The organism is Streptomyces sp. cg36, from assembly GCF_041080675.1.
Classification (GTDB): domain Bacteria; phylum Actinomycetota; class Actinomycetes; order Streptomycetales; family Streptomycetaceae; genus Streptomyces.
In genome coordinates, this window is the sequence record NZ_CP163520.1 from 3332020 (window position 1) to 3354847 (window position 22828).

The following is a 22828-nucleotide window of genomic DNA, read 5'->3' on the forward strand; positions in this document are numbered from 1 at the left end:
GCGGGCTTCGGCGCGCGGGCGGGGCGTCGGCCTGCGGGCCGGGGTGCGGAGCCGGGCTCAGCCCACCAGCGCGTCCTCCCGGACCGCCGGCGCGGTCGGGGCAGCCGCCCCGGCGGTCCGGCGCCCCGGCAGGAACGCCGCACTGGCCGCCGCCAGGGCGACCGCCGCCGCGCCGACCCACAGCGCGGGCCGCAGGCCGTCCACGAACGCCTGGCCGGAGGTGTAGCCGCCCTGGGCGGAGAAGACCGCGGCGAGCACCGCGACCCCCAGCGACCCGCCGACCTCCCGCAGCGCGTTGTTGGCGCCGGACGCGATCCCCTGCTCGGCGGGGAGCACGCTGGACATCACCAGGTTCGCGGCCGGGGCGAAGTACAGCGCCATCCCGGCGCCGCTGACGATCAGCGCGGGCAGCTGCTCCGCGTACGACACGTCCGGCGACATGATCACGGCGAACCAGGCCAGGCCGACCGCCTGGAGCGCCAGGCCCGCCGTCACCACCGGCTTGCCGCCGATCCGGTCGGACAGGATGCCCGCGACCGGCGCGACCAGCAGCGGCATCGCGGTCCAGGGGAGCATCCGCAGCCCGGCCTGGGTCGGCGAGTAGCCGAGGACGCCCTGGAGGAACTGGCTGAGCAGGAAGATCGAGCCGAACATCCCCACGAACATCAGCAGGCTGGCCAGGTTGATCGCCGAGAACGCCCGGCTGCGGAACAGCCGCATCGGCAGCAGCGGCGCCTCGGCCCGGATCCCGTGCCGGACGAACCCGGCGAGCAGCAGGGTGCCCAGCACCAGTCCGGCGAGCACGGTCGGGCTGGTCCAGCCGTCGACGTTGCCGCGGATCAGGCTGTAGACGATCCCGAAGAGGCCGCCGCTGGCCAGCAGGGTGCCGGGGATGTCGAGGCGCGCCCCGGTCCCGTACGACTCGGCCAGCCGCAGCCGGGCCAGCGGGAGCACCAGCACGCCGAGCGGAACGTTCAGCCAGAAGATCCACTGCCAGGAGAAGTGCTCGGTGAGCGCGCCGCCGATCAGCGGGCCGCTGGCCACGGCCAGACCGTTGACCGCGCCCCATATGCCGTACGCCATGCCCCGGCGCGCGGCCGGGACCGCCGCCGTCAGCAGGGTCAGGGTGAGCGGCATCATAATGGCCGCGCCGACGCCCTGGACCGCCCGCGCGGCCACCAGACCGTCGATGCCGGGGGCGAGCGCGGCGGCGGCGGACGCGCCGGTGAAGATCGTCAGGCCGGTCATGAAGAGCTTGCGGCGACCGAAGCGGTCGCCGAGCGCGGCGCCGAACATCAGCAGGACGGCGAAGGTGAGCGTGTAGGCGCTCACGGTCCATTCGAGGTCGTCCAGGGCGCCGCCGAGGTCCTCGCGGATGGACGGCAGCGCGGTGGTCACGACGAGGTTGTCGAGCGCGGCCATGAACCCGGCGACGCTGGTGACGACGAGGGCCCAGACGGCACTCGCGCGCCCGGGGGTCCGGGGCCGGCGCTCGGGCGTCCCGGAGTGGGGCCCAGGTGTTCCGGACCGGCGCTCGGACGTTCCTGACGGGCCCTCGGGCCGCTCGTGTTCCCGCTCGGTTCCGTGCTCGGACATCGCTTTCCCCTGTTGTTAGTTATCAGTTACTAACTTTCGAGCCCGTGCCTGTACGCCGTGCGCCACAAACGCGTGCTCCGCATGGCCCACGAGGGGCCGACTCCGCCGGGACCGGGAAGGGTCCCGGGGTTCACTTCTCCAGGCGCCCCTTGACCCGCGCCGACGGGTAGATCTCCTCCCACACCCGGTGCTGGGGCGGGAACCCCATGGCCACCAGGGTGTTGATCAGCATCCCGTAGGCCAGGAACTCGGTGGTGTCCTTGTAGCCCTCCAGCGGGATACTGACCGTGTCCCACAGCTCCATCCACTCGCGCCGGACGGCCTCGCCGAAGGTGCGGTCGCCCGCCGCCTCGGCCGCGGCCACCGCCACGTACACCTGCATCTGCATCAGCAGCCGCTCGGGCTGCTCGGCGATGACCCGCGTGTAGGCGTTCGCCATCGCGTGCACCGCGTCCTCGCCGGAGAGCCCCTCGGACGCCTCGGCGAACATCTTGACCGTGTCCCCCATGCAGCGGTGCATCGCGGCGAGGAAGATCGCGGGCTTGTTGGGGAACAGCCGGAAGAGGTACGGCTGCGAGACGCCCACGCGCTTGGCGATCGCCTCGGTGGACGTGCCGTAGTAGCCGCGCTGGGCGAACTCGCTCATCGCGGCCCGTACGACGCTCTCGCGCCGTTCTTCCGCACTCATCCTGACCATGCAGATAAAGTTAGTGGTCAATAACTAACTTGGCAACCCGTACGGGCACGGCCGCCGGTCCGGGGAACCGGCGGCCGGCCGTGGGGCCGGCTCAGGCGAGCGCGACCACCGCGCGGGACATGCCGAGGACCTTCTGGCCCGCGCTCATGGCGGTCAGGTCGACCCGGACCGTCCGCGCCTCGTCGTCCAGCTTCGCCGCGACCTTGGCGCTGACCTCGATGAGGGCGCCCTCGGCGTCGTTGGGCACGACGACCGGCTTGGTGAAGCGCACCCCGTACTCGACGACCGCCGCCGGGTCGCCCGTCCAGTCGGTCACCACGCGGACCGCGGCGGCCATGGTGAACATGCCGTGCGCGATCACGTCCGGCAGCCCGACCTCCTTGGCGAACTTCTCGTTCCAGTGGATCGGGTTGAAGTCGCCCGAGGCGCCCGCGTACTGCACGAGTGTGGCGCGACTCACGGGGAACGACTGCGCCGGCAGCTCGGTGCCGACCTCCACGTCCGCGTAGTTGATCTGTGCGGTCATCGTCACTCCCCCTCGGCCGCGCGGGCCACGAGCTTGGTCCAGGCGGTGACGACGTGCTCGCCCGCCTCGTCGTGGACCTCGCCGCGGATGTCCAGGATGTCGTTTCCGGCGAGCGACTTGACGGCCTCGATGGTCGAGGTCACGGTCAGCCGGTCGCCCGCCCGCACCGGACGCCGGTAGGCGAACTTCTGGTCGCCGTGCACGACCCGGCTGTAGTCCAGACCCAGCTGCGGGTCCTGGACGACCACACCGGCCGCCTTGAACGTGATGGCGAACACGAAGGTCGGCGGCGCGATCACATCGGCGTGCCCGAGCGCCTTGGCGGCCTCCGGGTCGGTGTACGCGGGATTGGCGTCCCCGACCGCCTCGGCGAATTCGCGGATCTTCTCCCGGCCGACCTCGTACGGCGCGGTGGGCGGATAGGTCCGCCCCACGAAGGACTGGTCGAGCGCCATGGGCTCACAACCTCCAGCTTGGTGATCTGTGATCTGTGATCGGTGATCTACGGAACGGGGTGCGCGGATTGAGACGCGGAACACATGAAGCACTTGGAACACTCGGCTCGGACCGCGCCGGAACACACCCGGCACCACCGAACGCGCCGGACGCGGGGCGCACCGGATAACGGCGTGCGGCGCGGGATACGACGAGAGGCCGCTCCCCGAACAGGGAACGGCCTCTCGTACGAGCCTGAGTGCTCGACCCGTGATTAGCGGGTCTCGCGGTGCGCGGTGTGCGAGTTGCAGCGCGGGCAGTGCTTCTTCATCTCAAGACGGTCCGGGTTGTTGCGCCGGTTCTTCTTGGTGATGTAGTTCCGCTCCTTGCACTCCACGCAGGCCAGCGTGATCTTCGGGCGGACGTCGGTGGCAGCCACGTGAGTGCTCCTTGACGGACGGATAGACGGATGAACGCATAAAAGAGTAGCCGATCGGGAGACCGACCCCACAATCGGCTACTGGTGCTACTTGGAGTAGCGGTGACCGGACTTGAACCGGTGACACAGCGATTATGAGCCGCTTGCTCTACCGACTGAGCTACACCGCTTTGATGATCCGGTCCCCGCTTGCGCGGGGACCCTCTCACCAGAGCCCCAATACGGAATCGAACCGTAGACCTTCTCCTTACCATGGAGACGCTCTACCGACTGAGCTATTGGGGCGAGCGAGGAAGACATTACACGGTCGGCCGCCGATCGCCCAAATCCGTTCCCCGGCCCCCGTCCGGGGATCACCCCGGGACCGATTCGGGTGGGGCGAGAGGGGCTGGGGCGGCTGCTGGAACTCGGGGGAATCGCCCTCGGGGAATGCCGGGGCAGGGGGCCGGGGCAGGGCGGCGGCCGACCGGAGCCGGGGGCTGGGGCGGGGCGGAGGGCGGGGCTGAGGCCGGGGGCTGGGGCGGAGGCTGGACCGCAGTCGGCGGCTGGACCGGGGCGGGGCCGGAGGCCGGATCGGAGCCAGGGGCAGGCCGGCGGCTGGACCGGAGCCGGAGGCTGGACCGGGGCGGGGCCGGAGGCTGGACCGGAGCCGGCGACTGGACCGGGGCGGGGCCGGGGCCGGAGGCCGGATCGGAGCCAGGGGCAGGACCAGAGCCAGGGCGGAAGCTGGACCGCAGCCGACGGCCGGAGCCGGAGCCGGGAGCCGGGCCGGGGCCGAGGCCAGGGCCGGGGCGGCGGCGGGCGGGCCGGGGGCGGGCTCCCGCACTTCACCCCGCCCCCACCCCCGGCGCATCGCCGCAGGGGCCCGCCCCAGCCGTCCCGTACGCCACTCGTGGCCACACCGGTACGACTATTGCGCTCCTCCTCGATGCGCGCCGGGTGCGCCCCTAGGCTCGGGTCACGCTGCGTGATCTTGCCCTGAAGGCCCCGAGGGGCCCCGCACCACCTGGAGCGCGATGTCCGACAGCCCGTCGCAGCCGGCCCACTCCCCCGGCACCGGGGACGGCCCCGCCGAGGCCGCCGCCACCCTGCTGCTGTCCGGCGCCCGGCTCGCCGACGGCCGGACCGTGGACGTCCGGCTCGGCGGCGGCCGGATCGAGGCGGTCGGCACGGCGGGCAGCCTCGCCGCCCACTTCTCCCGGGTCGACCTGAGCGGCTTCCTGCTGCTCCCCGCCCCCGCCGAGCCGCACGCGCACGGCGACACCGCCCTCACCGCGCTCGGCCCCGAGGCCCCCGTCTCGTACGCGGCGCAGGACGTCCAGCGCCGCGCCACCGAGGCGGCCCTCCTCCAGCTCGGCCACGGCGCGACCGCGGTGCGCTCGCACGTACGCATCGACGACGTATGCGGCCTGGAGCCGCTGGAGGCGGCCCTCCAGGCCCGCCGCTCGCTGCGCGGGCTCGCCGAGCTGAGCGTGGTGGCGGTGCCCCGGCTCCTGACGGGCGTGGCCGGCGCGGACGGCCTGGCGATGCTGCGGGACGCGGTGAAGATGGGCGCCTCGGTGGTCGGCGGCTGCCCCGACCTGGACCCGGACCCCGCCGGATACACCGAGGCCGTCCTGGAGATCGCCGCCGAACACGGCTGCGCGGTCGACCTGCACACCGACGGGGACGACCCGGCCCGGCTCGCCAGGCTGGCGGCGATGGCCGGCGGGCTGCGCCCGGGCGTCGCGATCGGCCCCTGCGCGGGCCTGTCCCGGCTGCCGCGCGAGGTGGCGGCGCGGGCGGCGGACCAGCTCGCGGCGGCGGGCGTGGCCGTGGTCTGTCTGCCGCAGGGCGGCTGCGGCATGACGGACCGCCAGACGGTGGCCCCGGGCCTGCCGGAACGTCAGGTCCTGCCGCCGGTGCGGATGTTGCGGGCGGCGGGCGTGCGCGTGGCGGCCGGGAGCGGCGCCCTGCGCGACATCGCCAACCCGGTGGGCCGGGGCGACCCCCTGGAGGCGGCGTATCTCCTCGCCTCCCAGGCCGGGTTGCGCCCCGAGGAGGCGTACGCGGCGGTCGGCTCGGCGGCCCGGGAGGCGATGGGCCTGCCGGAGGTCCGCGTGGAGGCGGGCTTCCCGGCCGAACTCCTCGCCGTGCGCGGCGAACACATCGCGGGCGTCCTGTCCCTGGCCTACAGCCGCATCGTGATCCACCGCGGCCGGGTGGTGGCCCGGACGAGCGCGGTACGGGAGTACTGCGACTCGGCGGCCACGGTGGCCCTGGACCTCCCCCGCCAGGGCCAGGGCCCGGGCAGCGGGAGCGGGGGCGGGCACGGTGGCCAGGGGCACGGTCACGGGCAGGGGCGGGGCGAAGCGGGGTAGGGGCGGCGTCGTTGCCTGGTCGGGGGCGGGGGCGGGGGCGGGGCGCCGCGTACCGCACGAGCGGCAGCTCGCGGCGCCCTTGACGGGGAGGTCCGTGGGTCGCCCGAAGGAGCTCGCGGGGGCGCGCGAGGCGTCGTACCGGCGTACGGTCGTGACCATGCGCATTGTCATCGCAGGAGGCCATGGTCAGATCGCGCTGCGGCTGGAACGGCTGCTGGCGGCGCGCGGCGACGAGGTGGCCGGCATCATCCGCAAGCCCGAGCAGGCCGACGACCTGCGGAAGGCGGGCGCCGAACCGGTCGTGCTCGATCTGGAGTCCGCGTCCGTGGACGAAGTGGCCGCGGCCCTGGAAGGCGCGGACGCGGCGGTGTTCGCGGCGGGCGCGGGCCCGGGCAGCGACGCGGCCCGCAAGGAGACCGTGGACCGGGCGGCGGCGGTGCTCTTCGCCGACGCGGCGGAACGGGCGGGCGTGCGCCGCTATGTCGTCGTGTCCTCGATGGGCGCGGACCCGCGCCACGAGGGCGACGAGATCTTCGACGCGTACCTGCGCGCGAAGGGCTCGGCCGACGAGGCGGTACGGGCCCGCCCCGGCCTGGACTGGACGGTCCTGCGCCCCGGAATGCTCACGAACGACGCCGGCTCGGGCCTGGTCGCCCTGGCCGCCTCCACGGGCCGGGGCCCGATCCCCCGCGACGACGTGGCAGCGGTCCTGGCGGAACTCCTGGACACCCCGGCGACGGCGGGCCTGACCCTGGAGACGATCAGCGGCTCGGTACCGGTGTCGGTGGCGGTCAAGGCGGTGGCGGGGAACTGAGGCGCGTGTTCCCGGCGTGGGCGGCAGTGGCCCCGCGCAGGCGTCGCGCCGGGCGACCGGCATGAAGTGGTCCCCGCGTGTGCGGGGTTGGCCCGTCCAGGCCGCGCGGAGCGGCTGAGCCCGGCCGTGTTCCCCCGCATGCGGGGTCCCGCCCGCGTGCCGACGGCCGGGCAGTCACTCAAGTGCGCCCCGCGCCTGCGGGGGTGGTCCCGCAAGTGCGCCCCGCGCCTGCGGGGGCGGTCCCGGGAAGGCGGTCACCTTGCGGGAGTTCGCCATGTGGTCCCCGCGCCTACGGGGTGGTCCCGCCCAGTACCTGGTGCGGGGTCCGACCGCCATGTGGTCCCCGCACCTACGGGGGTGATCCCCACAACGGCGCGTTCGGGCCGGTCAACGACGTGTGGTCCCCGCAGCTGCGGGGGTGGGGGGACCCCTTACGGCGCCACCAAATGCGCGTTGGGCCGCATCGCCAGGGTGGCCAGGTCGGGGGCCTCGGCCACCACCACCCCGGCCGCTTCCAGCAGCTCCGTACCGTTGGCCCCGGGTACGAACGTGTCCGGCTCGCGCCAGGCCGTCACCACCCGGGCGATCCCCGCCCGCAGGATCAGTTGTGCGCACGGCCGCGGGCGGGACGCGCGCTTCGCGCAGGGCTCCAGGCTGCTGTAGACCGTCGCCGACTTCAGGCGGGTGTCGTCCCGGGGCAGCTTGGCCAGGGCGGCCTCCTCGGCGTGCACCGCGGGGTCACCGCCCTCGCGGGAGAACCCGCGGGCCAGTTCCGTACCGTCCGCCGCCACGACGACCGCCCCCACGCTGAAGGCCGTCTCCGAGGGCGGGCACTGGGCCGCGAGCTCGCAGGCCAGCTCCAGCCAGCGGTGGTCGGCGCCGGTCACCTGCGCGCCCGTTCCGGGGGGATGGGGGGTGGCGCGGGGATTGAGGGGGCTGCGGGGGGTGCGGGGTTCTCCCTGGTCGCTCACGGCTGCTCCGGTGCGCTGGTCTCCTTCGGTGCGTACCGAAGGAGTACCACGTCACCGATCTGCCGCGTCTCCAGCAGCCGCATCCGGCGCAGCGCACCACCGGGGTACGCGCCCGGCCCCAGGAACCTGGGGGCGTCCGGCTGCCCGACGATCACCGGCGCGACCGCGAGGTGCAGCTCGTCGGCCAGCCCCCGCTGAAGGAGCTGGGTGTGGATGCGCCCCCCGCCCTCGACCATCAGCCGCCGGACCCCCTCCGCGTACAGCAGCTCCAGCCCCGCCTCCCAGAACGCCCCGGCCGGAAGCCGGTGGACCCTCGCCAGTGCACCGACGGCCTCGGCCGCCTTCCGCCCCGCGTCACCGACCGCGAGAACGGCCTTCTCCCCACCGGAGTGCCAGAACTTCCACTCCGGGTCCAGATCCCCGGAGGCCGTCACCGTCACCTTCAGCGGGTACGCGGAGAGGCCCGCGGCCACCCGGTCGGCCCGGCGCCGTTCGGAGTTCACCAGCAGCCTCGGATTGTCCGCGCGCAACGTCCCCGCACCCACCAGGATCGCGTCGCACGAAGCCCGTACCGCATCCACGCGGTCGAAGTCGGCGGCGTTCGACAGCAGCAGCCGCTCCGGACTCGTGTCGTCGAGACAACCGTCCAGGGAGACGGCCGCGGACAGCAGGACATGGGGACGCGGCATGCGACGAATGCCCTCCTCGTGTTGGCGGTACGAACGAAACGACCGGGGCGCGCCCCCTCGCGGAGCAGGAGGCAGACCCCGGGGCACCACCCCTCAACGCTGAAGTGTGCCGCTCCCCCAACGAAACACCCTGAAGAGAACCACGTCACCACCACCTCTCAAGAAGTAGGCGAAAACCGAGGCGGGCACACCTGACGCGCCTGGTCAGCCCTTGTGGTCCCCGCGCCTGCGGGGTGGTCTCCCGGTGTCGCTCTTGAAGGTCGCCGACCCGAAGTGGTCCCCGCGCCTGCGGGGTGGTCTCTGGCCGCCGCCCGCAAGGACAGCGTGGGGGCAACCGATGCCCGCCAGGCCCTGGCCCGCGACTGCCCCGCACGCCCCGGCCAACCCCGGGATCCCGGCGCCTCAGAGTGAGACACGTCACCCACTTTCGATTCCGGTCGAAAGATCGCCCCCGAGCAACGAGAAGACCCCCGCCGATCAACGTTTCCGCAGATCAACGGGGGTCTCACATCGCGTGGCGGCGCCAGGATTCGAACCTGGGTAGGCTAAGCCGACGGATTTACAGTCCGCTGTGCCGACACAGTCGACCCGACCATCAAGCTGGCCAGATGACACGGTGCGACTCTTGACGATCGCCTGTGGCCCGCGACTGGCCCGGATCTCTCCCACAAGGCCACGACGCCGGCTAGATCACGCGCGTGGGCGAGGGTTGAGGGAAACAGTGCCAGGTGGAAAATCATCCGTTCCGAGCACTTCGTCCGCGTCACGGATCCGTACGGCGGCCAAAGACGACATACCCCGCAGGGGGTTGAGATCCACCCGACGCCGCTCGCCGTGGCAGCTGATCGTCAGTCTCTCCAGCTCCGGGAAGACGGTGCGCACCATGACGAGATCGGCTTCCTCGCGTCTGCTCCCGAGGAAGAGATCGCGAACCTGTGGCATGGGGGGCAGTTGCCCGAGCATGGACGGTAGCGCGTCCAGTTGCACCAGCAGGCGGCTCAGGTGGGCGAGTTTCGCCAACTGTGACATGCCCTCCACAGAGCCACACAGGTTCACGTTCGTGAGGTTAGGCCAGCGGGAGATCCCGTCCAGCGTTCCGATGTGCGCACACACGATATTACCGAGGTACAGACCGTTGAGGTCCGCGTTTACCGGCCATGCCCCAAGATTCCCGTCTTGGCCTTCCGTATTGAGGCCCAAGTACTGCAGCTTCGTCAACTCGTGGAGGCCACCGATAGATACACCCTCATATAGGTAGAGATCCGTGACGGATGTGTCGGCGAGAGTAGTCAGATCCTTGACGCCAGGGCATCGAGTAAGGCTCAGCTGCTTCAGGGATGTGAAGGACCGCAAGTCGTCCAAGCTCCGCAACAGCACATTGTTTGCGATCGATATCGACCACACGCGGGCGGGTTCGACTGAACTAGCGATGTCACAGCTCCTGAAGGCGCCAACGAAACTGAGGTTGTTAGGGGTGGGCAGGGACCGCAGCGCCATGAGTTGCTCAACTGATTCCACTATCGCATAGTAAAAATCCGGGATGTGAGAGATAACCTCTCGCACATAATCTTCAGTGTCGAAACGACCCCACGCACCTTGGAGCGCCCACTGCACGTCTCTGTTGGTGCATGTGCGGAACTTCTTCACGACGGTGAGAGCCGCGTCGCCACCGATCCGACCAGCGGTATGGACCACGGCTTGCGCTTCGTCGTCCTCTAGGCCTTCGGGACCAGGGAGGAGGTCGAGAATCACCGGGCCGACTGCAGCCAGTGCATTCCCTTCCTCAAAACTTCGCGGGGGCAAGAGCGCAGCAGCACGGTCTTGAACTTCTTCACGGATACCCGGGTCAAGTTCGGTGGCGTGTTCCAGGCAAGCAGTGGCCAGCAAGTGCAAGCGAGTGCGGTGCTTTGAAGTTCGATCGCCACGGCTGATCAAACGCTGCAACAAGTCGGCGCGTTCATGTGGGCGAGCGTGCGCGACAGCCATGCGGAGAACGTCCTCCCACTGATCGTCATGTGCGTGGCGGACCAGCAAGGGAATATCGCGAGCCTCGATTGCCGCCTTGGCGCCCAAGTAGTCCTGAAAGGTGCGATGGACGAAGTCGAAAGTGTCGGCTGTCGGCTGCCGTAAAAGCCCTGAGCGGGCGAGCAGGTGAGCCAGGACAGCCCCGGAATCGCCCTGTCGAGCGACGTGCGGCATCGCGGGCAAGGCATCAGAAATGAGGACACGAGTGGTGTCGCGGTCGAGTTCCGTCTGACCATTTCGAATTAGCCAGTAGGCCAGGCGCTGCAAAATCTGGATACTCTGGTGTTCGGTGAGAGTGAGACCTTCGGGTGCGTCGATGTCACGTTCACGGTCACGGCGGTGCAGCAACATCGACAGGGCCGCCTCGTAGAGTTCCATCCGCCCATGAGGCAGGTGACCGCGCCGGTCACGGTGGAGGGCACAAACCAAAGCACACAGCAGCGGTGTGGTGGTCAGGCGGGCGAGGTCGCGCTGCGAACGAACCGTGTCCTTGAGGGCCTCCTCCATGGCCACCAAGTGATCTCGCTCTTGATCTGTGGTAGCAATGGCTGCGGCTGCCGTATGCCATCGGGTAACGAAGACCGCGACGTCCCGGGTGCTCATCGGGCGCACCGTCAGCTCGGTGAAGCCACCGTCTGCCAGCCATCCCTCGGGCACTGCCGAGGGACGCGTTGTCACCAAATAGGACGCCTGTGGGTAGGCACTGAGTAGTTCTCGCAACCATTGCCGGGTGCGAGCACGCTGCGTCTCGGGTACTTCATCGAGACCGTCGACAAGCAGGAAGGCACGGCCGTCAAGCAAGGCTCGATCGACCCACCCTTGCGGCTGGGCCTGGTCGCGCTGGCACCCCACTGCGGCTAGATACTCATGTGGGGCCGGGAGTTCACCGCGGCGTACCAGGGTCCTCAATGGCAGCACGAATGGCAGGCAGTCCGTCAGGTGGATCAGTTCTGCCGGCAGTCGGCGGCGGGCCGTCGACACGGCGAGCCACTGCAGCAGAGTCGTCTTGCCGCTGCCGGCCAGGCCCCGCACCAGGATTCTGCGCTTGCCGGCCAAGGCCTGCTCCGCGCGTTCCACGCGCACCCCGTCCTCTGCACCTGGCCGCGCGGCATTGATGTCTCCTCGGCCGTCGGCCAGACCAATGCCGTGGATCGGCGCGGCGAGCTCCAGGCTCAGGTACGCGGCGTCCAACGGCCAGCAAGCCCGCTCAGGTCGCGAAAGATCCAGCCCGATGACCGACAGTTGCCCGTAACGCTCTCCCACGTACTGTCGATACCAGGCCTCGAATTGCCTCTCGCCATCCGACATAGGTTCGGCAGGGTCTGGGGTACGAGCGGAAGCCGCAGAGGGCTGGGCGCGGGCCCAGGTCCGCAGCAATGCCTCGGCATCGGCTCCCAGGGCCGCCGCGAGCGCCGCCACCGTTGATTCGCTGGGCACGGTGGTCCCGTTCAGCGCCTGGCTGATCGTGGTCCGGCTCAGTCCGGCCCGCTTGGCCAGAACGATCATGGAGAACCGTCGCTGTGCCCGCAGGCTCCGCAGCCGCTCCTTCAAGTCGATCAGCGCTTTTTGCCGGGCCTCGCTCGTTGTCACCCAGTCCCTCCACGCCAGCGTCCCAGTCGCTGTTCAAGCTCGTACATTTTCGTCCAGCCGAACGCCCCTGTACGTCAGTTCAGCCATCTTCCTTCCCGTAACCGCCCCCTCCAGGGAAAGGAAGACCCCCATGACCGCGTCGCCCACGCGCCTGATGCTTTTCACCCTCGCCCTGTTGGCCGCCCTCCTTCTGGCCATGCTGAGCGCTGTCGCCGCCGCTCTGTTGGCCTACTGGGACGGAACTTCCCTCCCCGGCTCGCTTCAGCGGGGCGGGGCCGTCTTCGCCGGCACCCTCACTCTGGTGGTCGCCCTGCTTGCCTTCGGAGCCAAGTGCCTGACTTAGTTCGCCACTAGGCGCTACGGAAGATTCTTTGAGTCTCAGCGAGGAGCACCAGCCAGAGCCTCCTGGCATAGCGGCTTCATGCTGGAACTCCCATCAGGCAGGTGCCATCGAGCGGCATGCGGGCCGAACCAAGGAGCCCACGCGGGGCTGGCTCTACAGCGCTGTGAGGAGCCCTATGACTGGGGCACGCAGCCCAGGCGTCACAGCGATGGTGGCTGCAGATCGAAGGTCATGCGCAGTCCCGTCAATATCCATGACAACCGCACCTGCTTCGCGTGCAATGGCCACCCCGGCAACCATGTCCCACGGATGATTGCTGAGCGCGATGCTCGCATCCAGCTTCCCGGAAGCCACCCACACCAGATCCAGCGCGGCGGAGCCCAGCATCCGTACGCGCAGCACGCTCTCGGCCAGCCGGGCCGTCAAGGCGAGCCGGCGCACGTTCCGCTCCTGGGCGTGCTCGCCGACTGCGTAGTCGCCCACGCCGACGATGGCTTCGCTCAGGACCTTCGTCCGGCTCACGCCGATTCGACTTCCGTCGGCGTACGCACCGTGTCCTTCCGCAGCCTTGAAGCGCTGTCCGAGGAACGGGAGATCGATGACCCCCAGCACCGCCCGGTCGTTCTCGATCAGCCCCAGCGACACCCCGCACAGCGGGATCCCGTTGACCAGGTTCGCCGTGCCGTCGACCGGATCGAGCGCCCACGTCAGCGATCCACCGAGCCCCGTGGCGCCGTGCTCCTCCCCCAGGAACCCGATCTCAGGGGTCTCCTTCTGCAGGAACTCGCGCACACGCTCCTCGACGGCGAAGTCGATCTCGGAGACCATGTCGCGGTCACCCTTGGCCTGCACCGCACCGACTGCCATCTCGGTCACCAGCCCGGACGTCTGGTCCAGCGCCGCACAGGCAATGTCGAGCAACGGCCGCAGGTCAGCCATTTACTTCCCGCCTCTCCCACAGTGTGGTGAAGATCTGGTCGAAGGTCGGATAGAGGCCGCCGGCGACCCTGCGCTTGCGTACGAGGAAGGTCGGCGAGTCCACACCACGAGTCTGGGGCAAATACGGCTGCGCCACGCACAACTGGCCGTCGATCAGGGTGATGTTGAACCGAATCGGCTCGTCGTACACCCCGAACGCGATCCGCTGCGCTGCCTCGGGACTCAGGCGCTCCACCACACGCTCTTGCAGGATGGTCAGGTTCATCGCCGTCAGCGCGGAGAGGCGCCCTTCCGGGTACCCCTCTTCATGTTCACGCTCTGCGATGAAGTGGCCGTACGGCTTGAGGAAGAGCGCCTGCAACGTTGCCCCCTCCTCGATGATCTGGCGTAATCGCGCCTCGGAGTACGACTGGCACAGCAGGTTGAGCGACAGCCCGGCCATCCTGATGTCCTTGGCGTCGTCCAGGAGGTCGGCCGCGGAGACCTTGGCCTGGAATTCGGAACGGCTCGCGTAGACACCCGCCAGGTCGGCGAACTGATCGCCGACGATCTGCGTCAGCGCGTCCCGCGGCTCCCCCTCCGTGAGGCCGGGCGCGGACTGCCGCACCATCAGCTCTGCGGCGACCAGGACGTCGCCGGGCGGGGTCGCCGTCGTCTCCCACGACTCCAGAGCTTCCGGGCTCACGTTCCAGTCGAGCATCGTCGACAGGAGTTCCGCGAATTCCGCGTGGGTCAGGCCCTTGGTGGTCCGGGCGGCGGTCAGCTGGTTCCGTGCCAACTCTGCGAGATCGGGGCGATAGGACGCCCTGCCGTGCAGCGATACGACTGTGCCGGACTTCCTCGGGCTCTCCATGTCCCCCTCCGAATGCGGCTCAGCCGCTGACAGCCCTGCGTGACCCCTCTGGCCCCTCGGTCTTCATGGGGGCCTTGTCGCGCGGGTACGGCTGCCCCACGCGCCCGTACAGCTCGATCAACTGTGCCTGAAGGACAGCAACTGAGCGGCGCAGTTCACCCATCTCCTCGCGCAGTTCCTCCACGGCAGAAACGTCAGCCGGTACCTCCAACTCGCCGACTCGCTCCTGGAGTTGCAAGAAGCCGTCGCTCAGCTCATCCAACGAGTGCCGCTTCGCCTTCGACTCGTCCGGCGTCGCGAGCACGTAGACGGCTTTGCCGGGCTGGCCGTAGATCAGCCCTTCGTCCCGCAGGATCTTGAGCGCGTCCCTCACCACAGTGGTGGACACCTCGTGCTCCTTCATCAGGTTCGAAGCTGACGGAATCGGCTCACCGACGGGCAGGACGCCGCGTGCGATCTGCGATCGCAGCTCATCCGCCAGCCGCCTGTAAGCGGGCCCTTCCTGCGCCTTGGCCACTCCGTCTTTCCTTCCGCCCGCACCTGCTGCATCAGCCACAGACAGTGCAACACATGCCGCGAGCGGCCAGCCAGAAGCCCGGCCCCTTCACCGAACCCCTTGACAACCTCATGCACTAGGTGGAACTTAGTGCATGAGGTTGAGTCGCAGTGAGACACAGCGGCCCGCCTCGCGCACGTAAAAGGCCCCGGCAGATCCGGGCTCCGAAGGCGCGCCAACGCCTTCCGAGCTCCTGCCGAGGCCAACGCATCGCTCCCCGTCTGAAGGAGTTCAACGATGCTCGACGAGCGTACCGCCGAGGTGGCGGCCACCTCCCGGCCGACGGAACCGGCCATCTCTCGCACCCTGGTGAAGCTCTCCTTATTGGAGGGCTTCTTCGAGAAGTTCATCGATCTGCCCGAGCCCTCCCTGACGGTTCATCCGGAAGGCATGGACGTCTCGCTCCAACTGCCCGAGGACATCGCCGGCCCGCGCGAGCGGTGCCTGGCGGTCGCCCGGATCGCGCAGGAGCTGCGCGGCACGACGCGGTTGGTCGCCGTCTCCGACTGGTGGTCGTTCATGACCGACGTCGGCTTCGGCGGACTGCACATCCACGTGTACGCGCCGCTGCACCGGGAGGACGCGTGATGGCCGCGGCACCGTTCTACGACTGGCGCCCCGTCGCACCGCGCGTCCCGTGCCCGCGCTGCAGTGGCCGCGTCGCCGTCTCCCGCTGCCGTACCGCGCGGGAGCTCTGCGGGCACTGCGGCCACGAGTGGGCACAGGGTCTGCTGATCGAGCGGGCGGAGGTGCACTGATGGCTGCACGTCCCGTCCGCGGTGCGATCCCCGGCTCCGCCCACCCTCACCGGGCCCCGCTTCACACGGTCATCGCGGACTACCTGCCGACCGAGAATCCGCTCGCGGGCGCGGCCTGCGTAGGCGAGGACACCGACCTGTTCTTCGCCAGCGCACCCCGCGCGGTCGACGCGGCGAAGCGGATCTGCGCGCACTGCCCGGTGCGCGTGGCGTGCCTGCGCCAGGCCATGGCGAACGGCGAGATGTACGGCGTCTTCGGCGGCCTCACCGCCGACGAGCGTCATACGCTGCGCCGTCGCCTCAGCCGTATGGGGGTGAAGGCGGCATGAACGAGCCGGTCTTCCCCTCGCAGCAAGGCGCTTGGCAGCACGTTCTGACCGACGCGGCCGGACGCACCTTCTACTCGTCGGCCCCGCCGCCCGCCTCAGCCTTCGTCCAGGGGCAGGTGCCGCAGAGCATGACGCCGCCGTGTGGGTGCTCGCACGCCCCCACTCCCCAAGTCAGGCAGTACGGGCCGCCGCCCGCCGCTCTGATCGCGGCGGGGGTCGTCGGCACCGTGGCCGTCGGTGCGGTGCTGGTCGCGCTGCTGCTGTCGATCGCCATCGTTGCCGCCGCGATCGCCACCACGGCGCTGTCCATCACCGTCGCCGCGGTGGTGTTGCGCTCGCTGGTCAACAACCAGGGGCCGCGCGGTCGTTACCGACGCCGCTGAGCGTCCGCGTCCGCCCTCCCTTCCGCTCCCTGGCCGCCGGTCCGTGCCCGGCCTGGCTCGCGCTGCCCGTACGCGGGTCGGCGGCCCTCCCTGGAGGTCTCTCCTCTCATGTCCACCCGGACCAAGCCCGCGGCCACAACCCGGCCCAGCATCGGCTCCCTCACCCGCGCCAACGGCCAGCTGCGTCGCCAGCTCGCGGCCCTGCGCCACGACCACACCGAGCTCCTGGTGGCCGCTCGCGCCGCCGTGGTCGCGTTCTACGACGGCGAGGCCCTGCCGCTCGCCGTCCTGATCGACACGCTCGACCAGTTGGACGCGCTCCCGGACTACACGCCGCAGCTCACCGACGACGGCCTGGCCGCCGTGGTCGCCGACGCGGGGGCGCTCACAGGGAGGCGAGTCGCGTGAGCGCGACCCGTCCTCGCTGCCCGGTATGCCGCTGGCACCCGACGCACCGCAGCCAGCGCGCGGCCCGTCGCGCCGCTCGTACCCACGCCTGCCGGCCCCTCCAGCTCCGGAAGGAATCCTCGCAATGACATCCACGTACACGGGCTGGCCCGCCGGGCGGCTCGTCGCCTTCAACGCCGAGACCACAGGCATCGATGTGGAGTGCGACCGCATCGTGTCCGCTGCGATCGTCACCGTCGGCGGGGGCCAGGGGCCGGAGGAGATCCGCAGCCTCCTGGATCCCGGCGTCGAGATCCCGGCCGCCGCCACCGAAATCCACGGCATCACCACTGAGCAGGTTCGCAGCCAGGGGCAGGCCGCACAGGAGGCGATTGAGGAGATCACCGCCCGTCTCGCGGCCCACATGGCGAATGGCACGCCGCTGGTCGTGTTCAATGCCCGGTTCGGTCTGACCGTGCTGGACCGCGAGTGCCGTCGCTACGGCCTGGTACCCCTCGCGGATCGGCTGCCACGATCCGAACTCGTACCGGTCGTGGATCCGCTGGTGATCGACAAGGAGATGGCGCGCTACCGGCGCGGCTCCCGCAAATTGCCCGACCTGTGCCGCCACTGGCACGTCTCTCATCAGGCAGGCCACGACGCCGTGGCCGACGCATTCGCGGCGGCCCGGCTGGCATGGCGCCTTGGGACGGTGTTCCCCCGGATCGGCCAGTTGGAGCCGCGCGGTCTGCACCTGCTGCAGATCGGTTGGGCTGAGCGGCAGGCCATCGGCCTCCAGGACTACCTGCGGCGCACCGATCCGAATGCCCGCGTGGACAGCGCCTGGCCCTGTATCCCTCCGGCTGCCGAGGGGGCGTGATGACCACTCCCCCGCCGCTTCCCGAGTCCGTGATCCTGCCGAACCTGCCGGTCATTCGTCGCCGTGCCTACCTCGCCGTGGCTGTTCGAGAACCGCGCCACCTCTCCGAGCGGTGGCATGTCTGGCACGCGCGCGGCAGGTACGTCGGCTACTGCACCGCCGTCGACCTGATCGATCTGACGATCGCGCAGGACGAGCGCGCAAACGGCCAGTAGCCGCCATCCGACCGTCCCGCCCCGCGCGTCGGCCTCTGAACCCGCGCCGGGCGGGACCCACTCCCGAAGCACATTCCGCCTATTGCAGGAGCTCCGCTGTGACCACCGCCCTGGCCGCCGCCGCGGCCAGCACCTCCGCCGTCGTCACCGTCCCTGTCGTGGCCGCTCTGGTCATCGCCGGGATCGTGATGTGCACGTACATCGGACACCGTTGGTCGACGCTGATCGTCGGCGTACTGATCGGCCTCTTCCTCACCGGTCCCGTCGCCGAGACCACCAAGTCCGTCGTCTCCCAGATCGCCGTCGCCCTCGCCCACATGGGCCGGTGAGCGATGACCAACCGACGTACCGCCAAGCGCCGTCCGCCGGCGGGGACGGCCTCCGTGCCCCCGCGCACGTCGGATGCCGCTGATCGGCAGGCCGAAGACCTGATCGCTGCGGCACGGACAGAAGCCGCGGCGCTCACCGCCGATGCCGAGCAGGTCCTCGCGGATGCCGACCGCCAGGCCGCCGCGCTGCGCAAGCAGGCGGAAGCCGATCTCGCCGAAGCCCACAGCGCGCTGGCCGACGTGGAAGAGCGCAGGGCCCTGGCCGTACGCGACCTGGAGCAGAGCCGTCGGCGCGCGGGCGTGGTCCGTGATGAAACCGAGGAATTCCTCACCCAGCACCGGGCCCTGGCCGACCGCGTGCACCGCGATGCCATCGAGGCCGCAGCGCGTACCCGAACGGCCGCCGCCCATGACGCCCGTACGGTCGGGGAGCGAGCCGCAGCCGACGCGACGCAGATGCGGCGATCAGCCGAGGCCTGCGTCAGCGAGGCGCGGCAGCTGCGGGACCAGGCCGCGCAGGAGTCCGCGCGCATCGTGGCCGCGGCCCACCGCCAGGCCAAGCTCATCCGGTACGACGCCGACGCCGTACGCCACCAGGCCGAAGCAGAGTTCGAGCGCGCCCGCGCCGCCCACGAGGCGGTACGAGGACGGCTGCGGATGCGGTGGGCCTCGTGGCTGTGGGGCAAGGCTCCATGGGCGGCTCTGTGCGCGGCGGTGGGTCTGACCGCATCCGGCGAGTACGAGCTGGCCCACCTGGTGGGCTGGCCCGGCGCCGTGGCCGCACTGCTACCGGTCACGATCGACGTATGGGCGGTCACCGCGTTCCACCGGGGGCGGGACGTACGGGCCGCGCTCGCCATGATGATCGGGACGAACGCGGTCTACCACCTTGCCGAGCGCGGCCTGTTCGGTGTCGACGGCGCCGGGCGACCGGCCTGGTGGCTGATCATCCTGACGGCGTCCATCGCTCCGGTCGTCGTCTGGCGCGTCCACGAGTTGATCGGCGACGAGTCCGCCGACGCCTTGGCCGCCGCCCTACCGGTAGCCCCTTCGGGCGCTGCCAGCCAGAGCCCTACCGTTCCGCCGCCGGTAGCCCCTTCCGGTAGGCCCACTCCGCCGAAAAGCCGAGCCCCTACCCGGCCGAGTCGCCGGGGATCCGGCCCGCGTGCCGCGAAGCCGTCGGCCAAGGCATCGGACGCCGAGCTGATCGAATCCGCCCTCACACGGCTGGCGGGCGGCCAGGAGCCGTCGGCCACGTGGTTGATGAGCGCCCACGGCATCGGCGCCACCCGCGCGGCCCGCATCCGGGACGCGGCCAAGGTGCACACCCTCAACTCCCAGGAAGGAAACGTCTCGTGACCAACCGCACCCGCACCCGTACGGCCAAGGTGCCGCCCGGTACCACCGCCTTACGCATCCCCCGCCAGCGTCGCCGTGGCTTCGGCCGCCGGTCCACGCAGCCGATCGTGCTGGTCGTCCCCGAGCAGCCCACCCTCGCCTCGCGTGCGGCCTGGGCCGTCGGGGGCTGGCTGTGGGACAGCCGCCGCACCTGGGCGCCCATCGGGCTCGCCGTACTCGCCCTTCCCGCGACCGCCATCGCCCACGCCGTCTTCTGGTGGGCCGGGCTGGTCCTGGCCCCGCTCACCGCCGCCCCGCTGGTGTGGCTGGCCTGGACCTCGCGCCGTCGGCCCGCCGCCGACCGCACCGTACGCAGGTGGCGCCGCGGCCTGGCCTCACTCGCCACCGCGGCGACCGCATGGGCAGCACTGGCCATCGTGTTCGGCCCGCTGTCCGGCCCGCTCGGACTGCTGTGGGTGCTCAGCACCACCACCGCCCAGGTCCTGTGGCTGCGCTCCCTCCGTGCGTCCGTCGACCCGATTGAGGAGATCCGCTGATGGCCTTCTTCACCCCCGGCCCCGACTTCGGCCAAGCCAAGGGCGCCCGCCAACGGCCGCAGGGACAGAGCCGCAACGGGTCCAGCGCCAACGGCAACGGCCGCTCACGCACCACGAACTGGACGACCAACCGGACCCGATCACGCGAGTACCACTTCCATGTCAACGAGTCCGGCGCCAACAAGCGCACCAACGCCGGGCCCGGCGGCGGATTCTTCTCGCGCGGCGCCGGCGGCGGGGAGAAGTCCGGGCACAGCCCGCTCGCCGACCCGGAGTTCTTCAACAGCTCCGACGTACGCAACTACTGCGACCAGGCCCGCTTCGTCTTCCTCCAGCTGTCCTTCGAGCTCGCTGGCGCCGCCGAGGTCCTCAACGGCGCGCTCAAGGAGATTCCCGATCCCGAGGGCCGCGCGTTCGGCTCCCGCGCGCGGGCTCGCCGCGTCACGCGCCGCCTGAAGAAGGTCGCGGACGACGCCCGCGACGCGGCCAAGAACGCCGCCGCCACGTACGCCGCGTTCCAGCGCGAGTTCGAACCGGAGCTCGCGAACTACCGCGCCCGCCAGGCCCGCCAGCCACGGCGCCGCTTCGACTTCAACCAGTAGCCGCCAAGCGCACCAGGTCCACCCGGCCCACCAGGTAAGGAGTCCAGGCCGTGTACGAGATCCTGCCGGAGCAGGTCTACGAGGAGCAGCTGCGGGCCGCGACCGGCGGCGGGGGCGTCATCGAGTACCTGCTGCACCGCGCCAAGCCGCACCTGCCCCCGTGGCTGGCCGGGATCGGTACCGGCCTGGTCTCTCTCCCCGCCCATCTGTTCTGGGCCGACAACGCCGCCGCGACCGCCGGGCTCACCCTCGCGTCCGTCGCGCTGACGTCGGCGACCTGGTGGGCGGGCAAGGCGACCACCCAGCAGCGCCGTCTGCACTCCGCGATCACGGTGGCCGCGTCGTCCGGCTGGTTCACCGCGGCCGCCATCGCGGGCCCCACGGTCGGCCCGCTGCCCGGCCTGTACTTCATCGGCGCCCCTACGCTCGCCCTGACCTGGAACATCCGCCAGATCATGCGCCGTAACCCCGACCAGACCGGAAGCGGCTCGGACGGCGGACTCCTCGAAAAGGTCGGCCTCGCCAAGACCCAGGTCACTGCTTCGACGGTCGCGCCGAACAAGGCGACTTTCGATCTTCAACTGCCTCGCGGCGAACTCACCCACGACGACGTCTCCAAGGCCCTGCCCAAACTCGCGTCCGCGCTCGATGTCCCGCCCAACGCGGTACGGGTCGTGAACGACCCCGACTCCGCCTCCCGGGTCCAGCTCACCGTCGTACCTCGCGATCTGCTGAAGAACACGGTCCCCTGCCCGGGGCCGTCGCATCCCGGCGGCTCGATCGCAGACCCGGTGCACGTGGCGATCTACGAGGACGGCACCGAAGCCGTCCTCTTCTTCCCTGGCGACCCGGCCGCATCCCGCAACGCGATGATGTTGCTCGTCATGGGAATGACCGGCTCGGGCAAGTCCGAGGGCGGCGTCACCGCGCTCGGGGAGATCCTGACCCGCCGCGACGTGATCGTGTGGGCCTCCGACCCCTCCAAGTCCGAGCAGACCTTGGGCCCGCTCCTGCCCGCGATCGACTGGGCCGCCCTGGACGTGAAGTCGACCAAGGCCATGATCGCCGCGCTCCAGGCGGTCATCCCGGCCCGCACGGCGTGGCTGGCCAAGTACGGCTACAAGCAGTGGGAGCCCGCCTGCGCCGACGTCCAGGCCGACGGCTCCCCGGGCATGCCGTACCTGATCGCCTGGTTCGAGGAAGCCGCGAAGACGATCCGCGAGACCGACGACGACGTCTTCACCGGCATAAGCCAGGAAGCCCGCTCGGCAGGCATCTCCCTGGTGGTCTCCATGCAGCGCGCTTCCGGCAACCAGGTCTCCACCGACACCCGCGCCTCCTTCGGCTCCACCTGGTGCTTCGGCGTACGCAACGACCGCGACGCCACCTTCGCCCTAGACGACGACGTCCTGGACGTGGGCGCCGCACCACACATCTGGAAGGACAAGAAGCCGGGCTACTCCTACCTGGTCGCCAACGGCATCCCCGACACCCTGTGGGCCACTCCCGCCCGCAGCTACCTCACCGCCCGCGAGTACCTCGACTGGGTCGTCCTCGCCTTCGCATCCACACGCGCCACCGCCGATCCGGTCAGCGAAGCCGCCGCGGCCAAGGCCGTCGGCCGCCAATACACCCGCCGCACCCGCCACCCCCTGCCCGGCACCACACAGCCCGAGGAGGACACCACCATGCCCAACACCACGTACGACCAGAGCCTGGACGACGACTACGACGCGGACGATGCCTTCGCCGGTGAGCCGACCTCGTACGACGCAGAGGACGACGACGCGTACGACGAGGACCTGGACGACATCGACCCCGAGCAGCCGCTCCCCGAACCGACCACGGTCGTCCAGTTCGCCGAACGTCCGCCCGCCCAGCCGAAGATCCAGCTCTCCCCCGCACAGGCCCGACGGGCGATGGAAGAGCTCCTGGACGAGTTCGAGGCGGAGGGCCGCACGGTCGTCCGGCCGGCCGACTTCATGGCGCACTGCGACCGCCACGGTCGTTCCCGTTCCTGGGTCTCCGGACAGGTCGCGGTCTTCGTCATGGCCGGTCGCCTGGCTGAGACCGGCGAGACCGGCGAGTACCGCATCGTGCGCGACGACGAAGCGGCCTGACGCGTCGGACGCGTCTGACACCCGCAGCGCCGCCCGTCCCGAACGCACAGGTCATACGCACGCGCGAGCCCCGTCAGACGCGTCCGACACCACCGCC

The 22828-nt window shown here is 70.6% G+C and carries 24 protein-coding genes, 3 tRNA genes and 1 pseudogene; 15 read left to right on the forward strand and 13 right to left on the reverse strand.

Going from position 1 to position 22828, the window contains the following annotated elements:
• Positions 1-57: 57 nt before the first annotated feature.
• The 7 genes from AB5J87_RS14765 to AB5J87_RS14795 form a co-directional block, all read right to left on the reverse strand.
• Complete coding sequence (locus AB5J87_RS14765) at positions 58-1596, reverse strand: MFS transporter (protein WP_369377061.1); 1539 nt, start codon at positions 1594-1596, stop codon at positions 58-60.
• A 130-nt stretch (positions 1597-1726) separates the two neighbouring features.
• Positions 1727-2293: a TetR/AcrR family transcriptional regulator gene (locus AB5J87_RS14770; RefSeq protein WP_369377062.1), complete on the reverse strand. Its 567-nt coding sequence runs from the start codon at positions 2291-2293 to the stop codon at positions 1727-1729.
• Positions 2294-2384: 91 nt separating this feature from the next.
• Positions 2385-2819: a MaoC family dehydratase gene (locus AB5J87_RS14775; protein WP_369377064.1), complete on the reverse strand. Its 435-nt coding sequence runs from the start codon at positions 2817-2819 to the stop codon at positions 2385-2387.
• Positions 2820-2821: 2 nt separating this feature from the next.
• Entirely contained in the window at positions 2822-3274 is a 453-nt protein-coding gene (locus tag AB5J87_RS14780) for a MaoC family dehydratase N-terminal domain-containing protein (protein WP_369377065.1), read from the reverse strand.
• A 254-nt stretch (positions 3275-3528) separates the two neighbouring features.
• Positions 3529-3693: a 50S ribosomal protein L33 gene (gene rpmG / locus AB5J87_RS14785; RefSeq protein WP_003956487.1), complete on the reverse strand. Its 165-nt coding sequence runs from the start codon at positions 3691-3693 to the stop codon at positions 3529-3531.
• A 97-nt stretch (positions 3694-3790) separates the two neighbouring features.
• A tRNA-Met gene (locus AB5J87_RS14790) sits at positions 3791-3863 on the reverse strand.
• A gap of 42 nt (positions 3864-3905) precedes the next feature.
• Positions 3906-3978, reverse strand: a tRNA-Thr gene (locus AB5J87_RS14795).
• A 731-nt stretch (positions 3979-4709) separates the two neighbouring features.
• Here AB5J87_RS14795 and AB5J87_RS14800 point away from each other — a divergent pair.
• Positions 4710-6053, forward strand: a complete 1344-nt coding sequence (locus tag AB5J87_RS14800) for a hydrolase (protein WP_369377066.1) — start codon at positions 4710-4712, stop codon at positions 6051-6053.
• A 157-nt stretch (positions 6054-6210) separates the two neighbouring features.
• Positions 6211-6867: an SDR family oxidoreductase gene (locus AB5J87_RS14805; protein ID WP_369377068.1), complete on the forward strand. Its 657-nt coding sequence runs from the start codon at positions 6211-6213 to the stop codon at positions 6865-6867.
• Between the two features lie 431 nt (positions 6868-7298).
• On the opposite strand, the pseudogene AB5J87_RS14810 reads toward AB5J87_RS14805, so the two are convergent.
• From AB5J87_RS14810 to AB5J87_RS14820, 3 genes and pseudogenes are all read right to left on the reverse strand, one after another.
• Positions 7299-8527, reverse strand: a pseudogene (locus tag AB5J87_RS14810) (dihydrofolate reductase family protein).
• Between the two features lie 515 nt (positions 8528-9042).
• Positions 9043-9120 (reverse strand) — tRNA-Tyr (locus AB5J87_RS14815).
• A gap of 97 nt (positions 9121-9217) precedes the next feature.
• Positions 9218-12142, reverse strand: coding sequence for an NACHT domain-containing NTPase (locus tag AB5J87_RS14820; protein ID WP_369377069.1), 2925 nt, complete (start codon positions 12140-12142; stop codon positions 9218-9220).
• Between the two features lie 130 nt (positions 12143-12272).
• On the opposite strand from AB5J87_RS14820, the gene AB5J87_RS14825 reads away from it, so the two are divergent.
• Positions 12273-12485 (forward strand): hypothetical protein, encoded by a 213-nt coding sequence (locus tag AB5J87_RS14825; protein ID WP_369377071.1) that lies wholly within the window; start codon positions 12273-12275, stop codon positions 12483-12485.
• A 153-nt stretch (positions 12486-12638) separates the two neighbouring features.
• Here AB5J87_RS14825 and AB5J87_RS14830 read toward each other — a convergent pair whose 3' ends face one another.
• From AB5J87_RS14830 to AB5J87_RS14840, 3 genes are read right to left on the reverse strand one after another with little or no spacing between them, the layout of a single operon-like run.
• The gene (locus AB5J87_RS14830; protein WP_369377072.1) at positions 12639-13424 is read right to left on the reverse strand and encodes an inositol monophosphatase; all 786 of its coding nucleotides are present in this window, start codon (positions 13422-13424) and stop codon (positions 12639-12641) included.
• Positions 13417-14277 carry a DUF5919 domain-containing protein gene (locus AB5J87_RS14835; protein ID WP_369377074.1) on the reverse strand — a complete coding sequence of 287 codons (861 nt, stop codon included), beginning with the start codon at positions 14275-14277 and terminating at the stop codon, positions 13417-13419. Before AB5J87_RS14835 ends, AB5J87_RS14830 begins: the two co-directional genes overlap by 8 nt.
• A 19-nt stretch (positions 14278-14296) precedes the next feature.
• Complete coding sequence (locus tag AB5J87_RS14840) at positions 14297-14794, reverse strand: GntR family transcriptional regulator (protein ID WP_369377076.1); 498 nt, start codon at positions 14792-14794, stop codon at positions 14297-14299.
• A 276-nt stretch (positions 14795-15070) separates the two neighbouring features.
• On the opposite strand from AB5J87_RS14840, the gene AB5J87_RS14845 reads away from it, so the two are divergent.
• From AB5J87_RS14845 to traB, 12 genes are all read left to right on the forward strand, one after another.
• Entirely contained in the window at positions 15071-15421 is a 351-nt protein-coding gene (locus tag AB5J87_RS14845) for a hypothetical protein (protein WP_369377078.1), read from the forward strand.
• Positions 15421-15591 (forward strand): hypothetical protein, encoded by a 171-nt coding sequence (locus AB5J87_RS14850; protein WP_369377079.1) that lies wholly within the window; start codon positions 15421-15423, stop codon positions 15589-15591. The genes AB5J87_RS14845 and AB5J87_RS14850 overlap by 1 nt, the downstream gene beginning before the upstream one ends.
• Complete coding sequence (locus AB5J87_RS14855) at positions 15591-15920, forward strand: WhiB family transcriptional regulator (protein ID WP_369377081.1); 330 nt, start codon at positions 15591-15593, stop codon at positions 15918-15920. The genes AB5J87_RS14850 and AB5J87_RS14855 overlap by 1 nt, the downstream gene beginning before the upstream one ends.
• Positions 15917-16303, forward strand: a complete 387-nt coding sequence (locus tag AB5J87_RS14860) for a hypothetical protein (RefSeq protein WP_369377082.1) — start codon at positions 15917-15919, stop codon at positions 16301-16303. Before AB5J87_RS14855 ends, AB5J87_RS14860 begins: the two co-directional genes overlap by 4 nt.
• Before the next feature lie 108 nt (positions 16304-16411).
• Positions 16412-16711 carry a hypothetical protein gene (locus AB5J87_RS14865; protein WP_369377083.1) on the forward strand — a complete coding sequence of 100 codons (300 nt, stop codon included), beginning with the start codon at positions 16412-16414 and terminating at the stop codon, positions 16709-16711.
• Positions 16712-16835: 124 nt separating this feature from the next.
• Positions 16836-17570: an exonuclease domain-containing protein gene (locus tag AB5J87_RS14870; RefSeq protein WP_369377084.1), complete on the forward strand. Its 735-nt coding sequence runs from the start codon at positions 16836-16838 to the stop codon at positions 17568-17570.
• The gene (locus AB5J87_RS14875; RefSeq protein ID WP_369377085.1) at positions 17570-17785 is read left to right on the forward strand and encodes a hypothetical protein; all 216 of its coding nucleotides are present in this window, start codon (positions 17570-17572) and stop codon (positions 17783-17785) included. Before AB5J87_RS14870 ends, AB5J87_RS14875 begins: the two co-directional genes overlap by 1 nt.
• A gap of 98 nt (positions 17786-17883) precedes the next feature.
• Entirely contained in the window at positions 17884-18114 is a 231-nt protein-coding gene (locus AB5J87_RS14880; RefSeq protein ID WP_369377086.1) for a hypothetical protein, read from the forward strand.
• 3 nt (positions 18115-18117) lie between these two features.
• The gene (locus AB5J87_RS14885; protein ID WP_369377088.1) at positions 18118-19473 is read left to right on the forward strand and encodes a hypothetical protein; all 1356 of its coding nucleotides are present in this window, start codon (positions 18118-18120) and stop codon (positions 19471-19473) included.
• The gene (locus AB5J87_RS14890; RefSeq protein WP_369377089.1) at positions 19470-20009 is read left to right on the forward strand and encodes a hypothetical protein; all 540 of its coding nucleotides are present in this window, start codon (positions 19470-19472) and stop codon (positions 20007-20009) included. The genes AB5J87_RS14885 and AB5J87_RS14890 overlap by 4 nt, the downstream gene beginning before the upstream one ends.
• On the forward strand, positions 20009-20611 hold the full coding sequence (gene traA, locus AB5J87_RS14895) for a plasmid transfer protein TraA (protein WP_369377090.1): 603 nt from the start codon (positions 20009-20011) through the stop codon (positions 20609-20611). The genes AB5J87_RS14890 and traA overlap by 1 nt, the downstream gene beginning before the upstream one ends.
• 50 nt (positions 20612-20661) lie before the next feature.
• Positions 20662-22731, forward strand: coding sequence for a plasmid transfer protein TraB (gene traB / locus AB5J87_RS14900; RefSeq protein WP_369377091.1), 2070 nt, complete (start codon positions 20662-20664; stop codon positions 22729-22731).
• Positions 22732-22828: the final 97 nt, after the last annotated feature.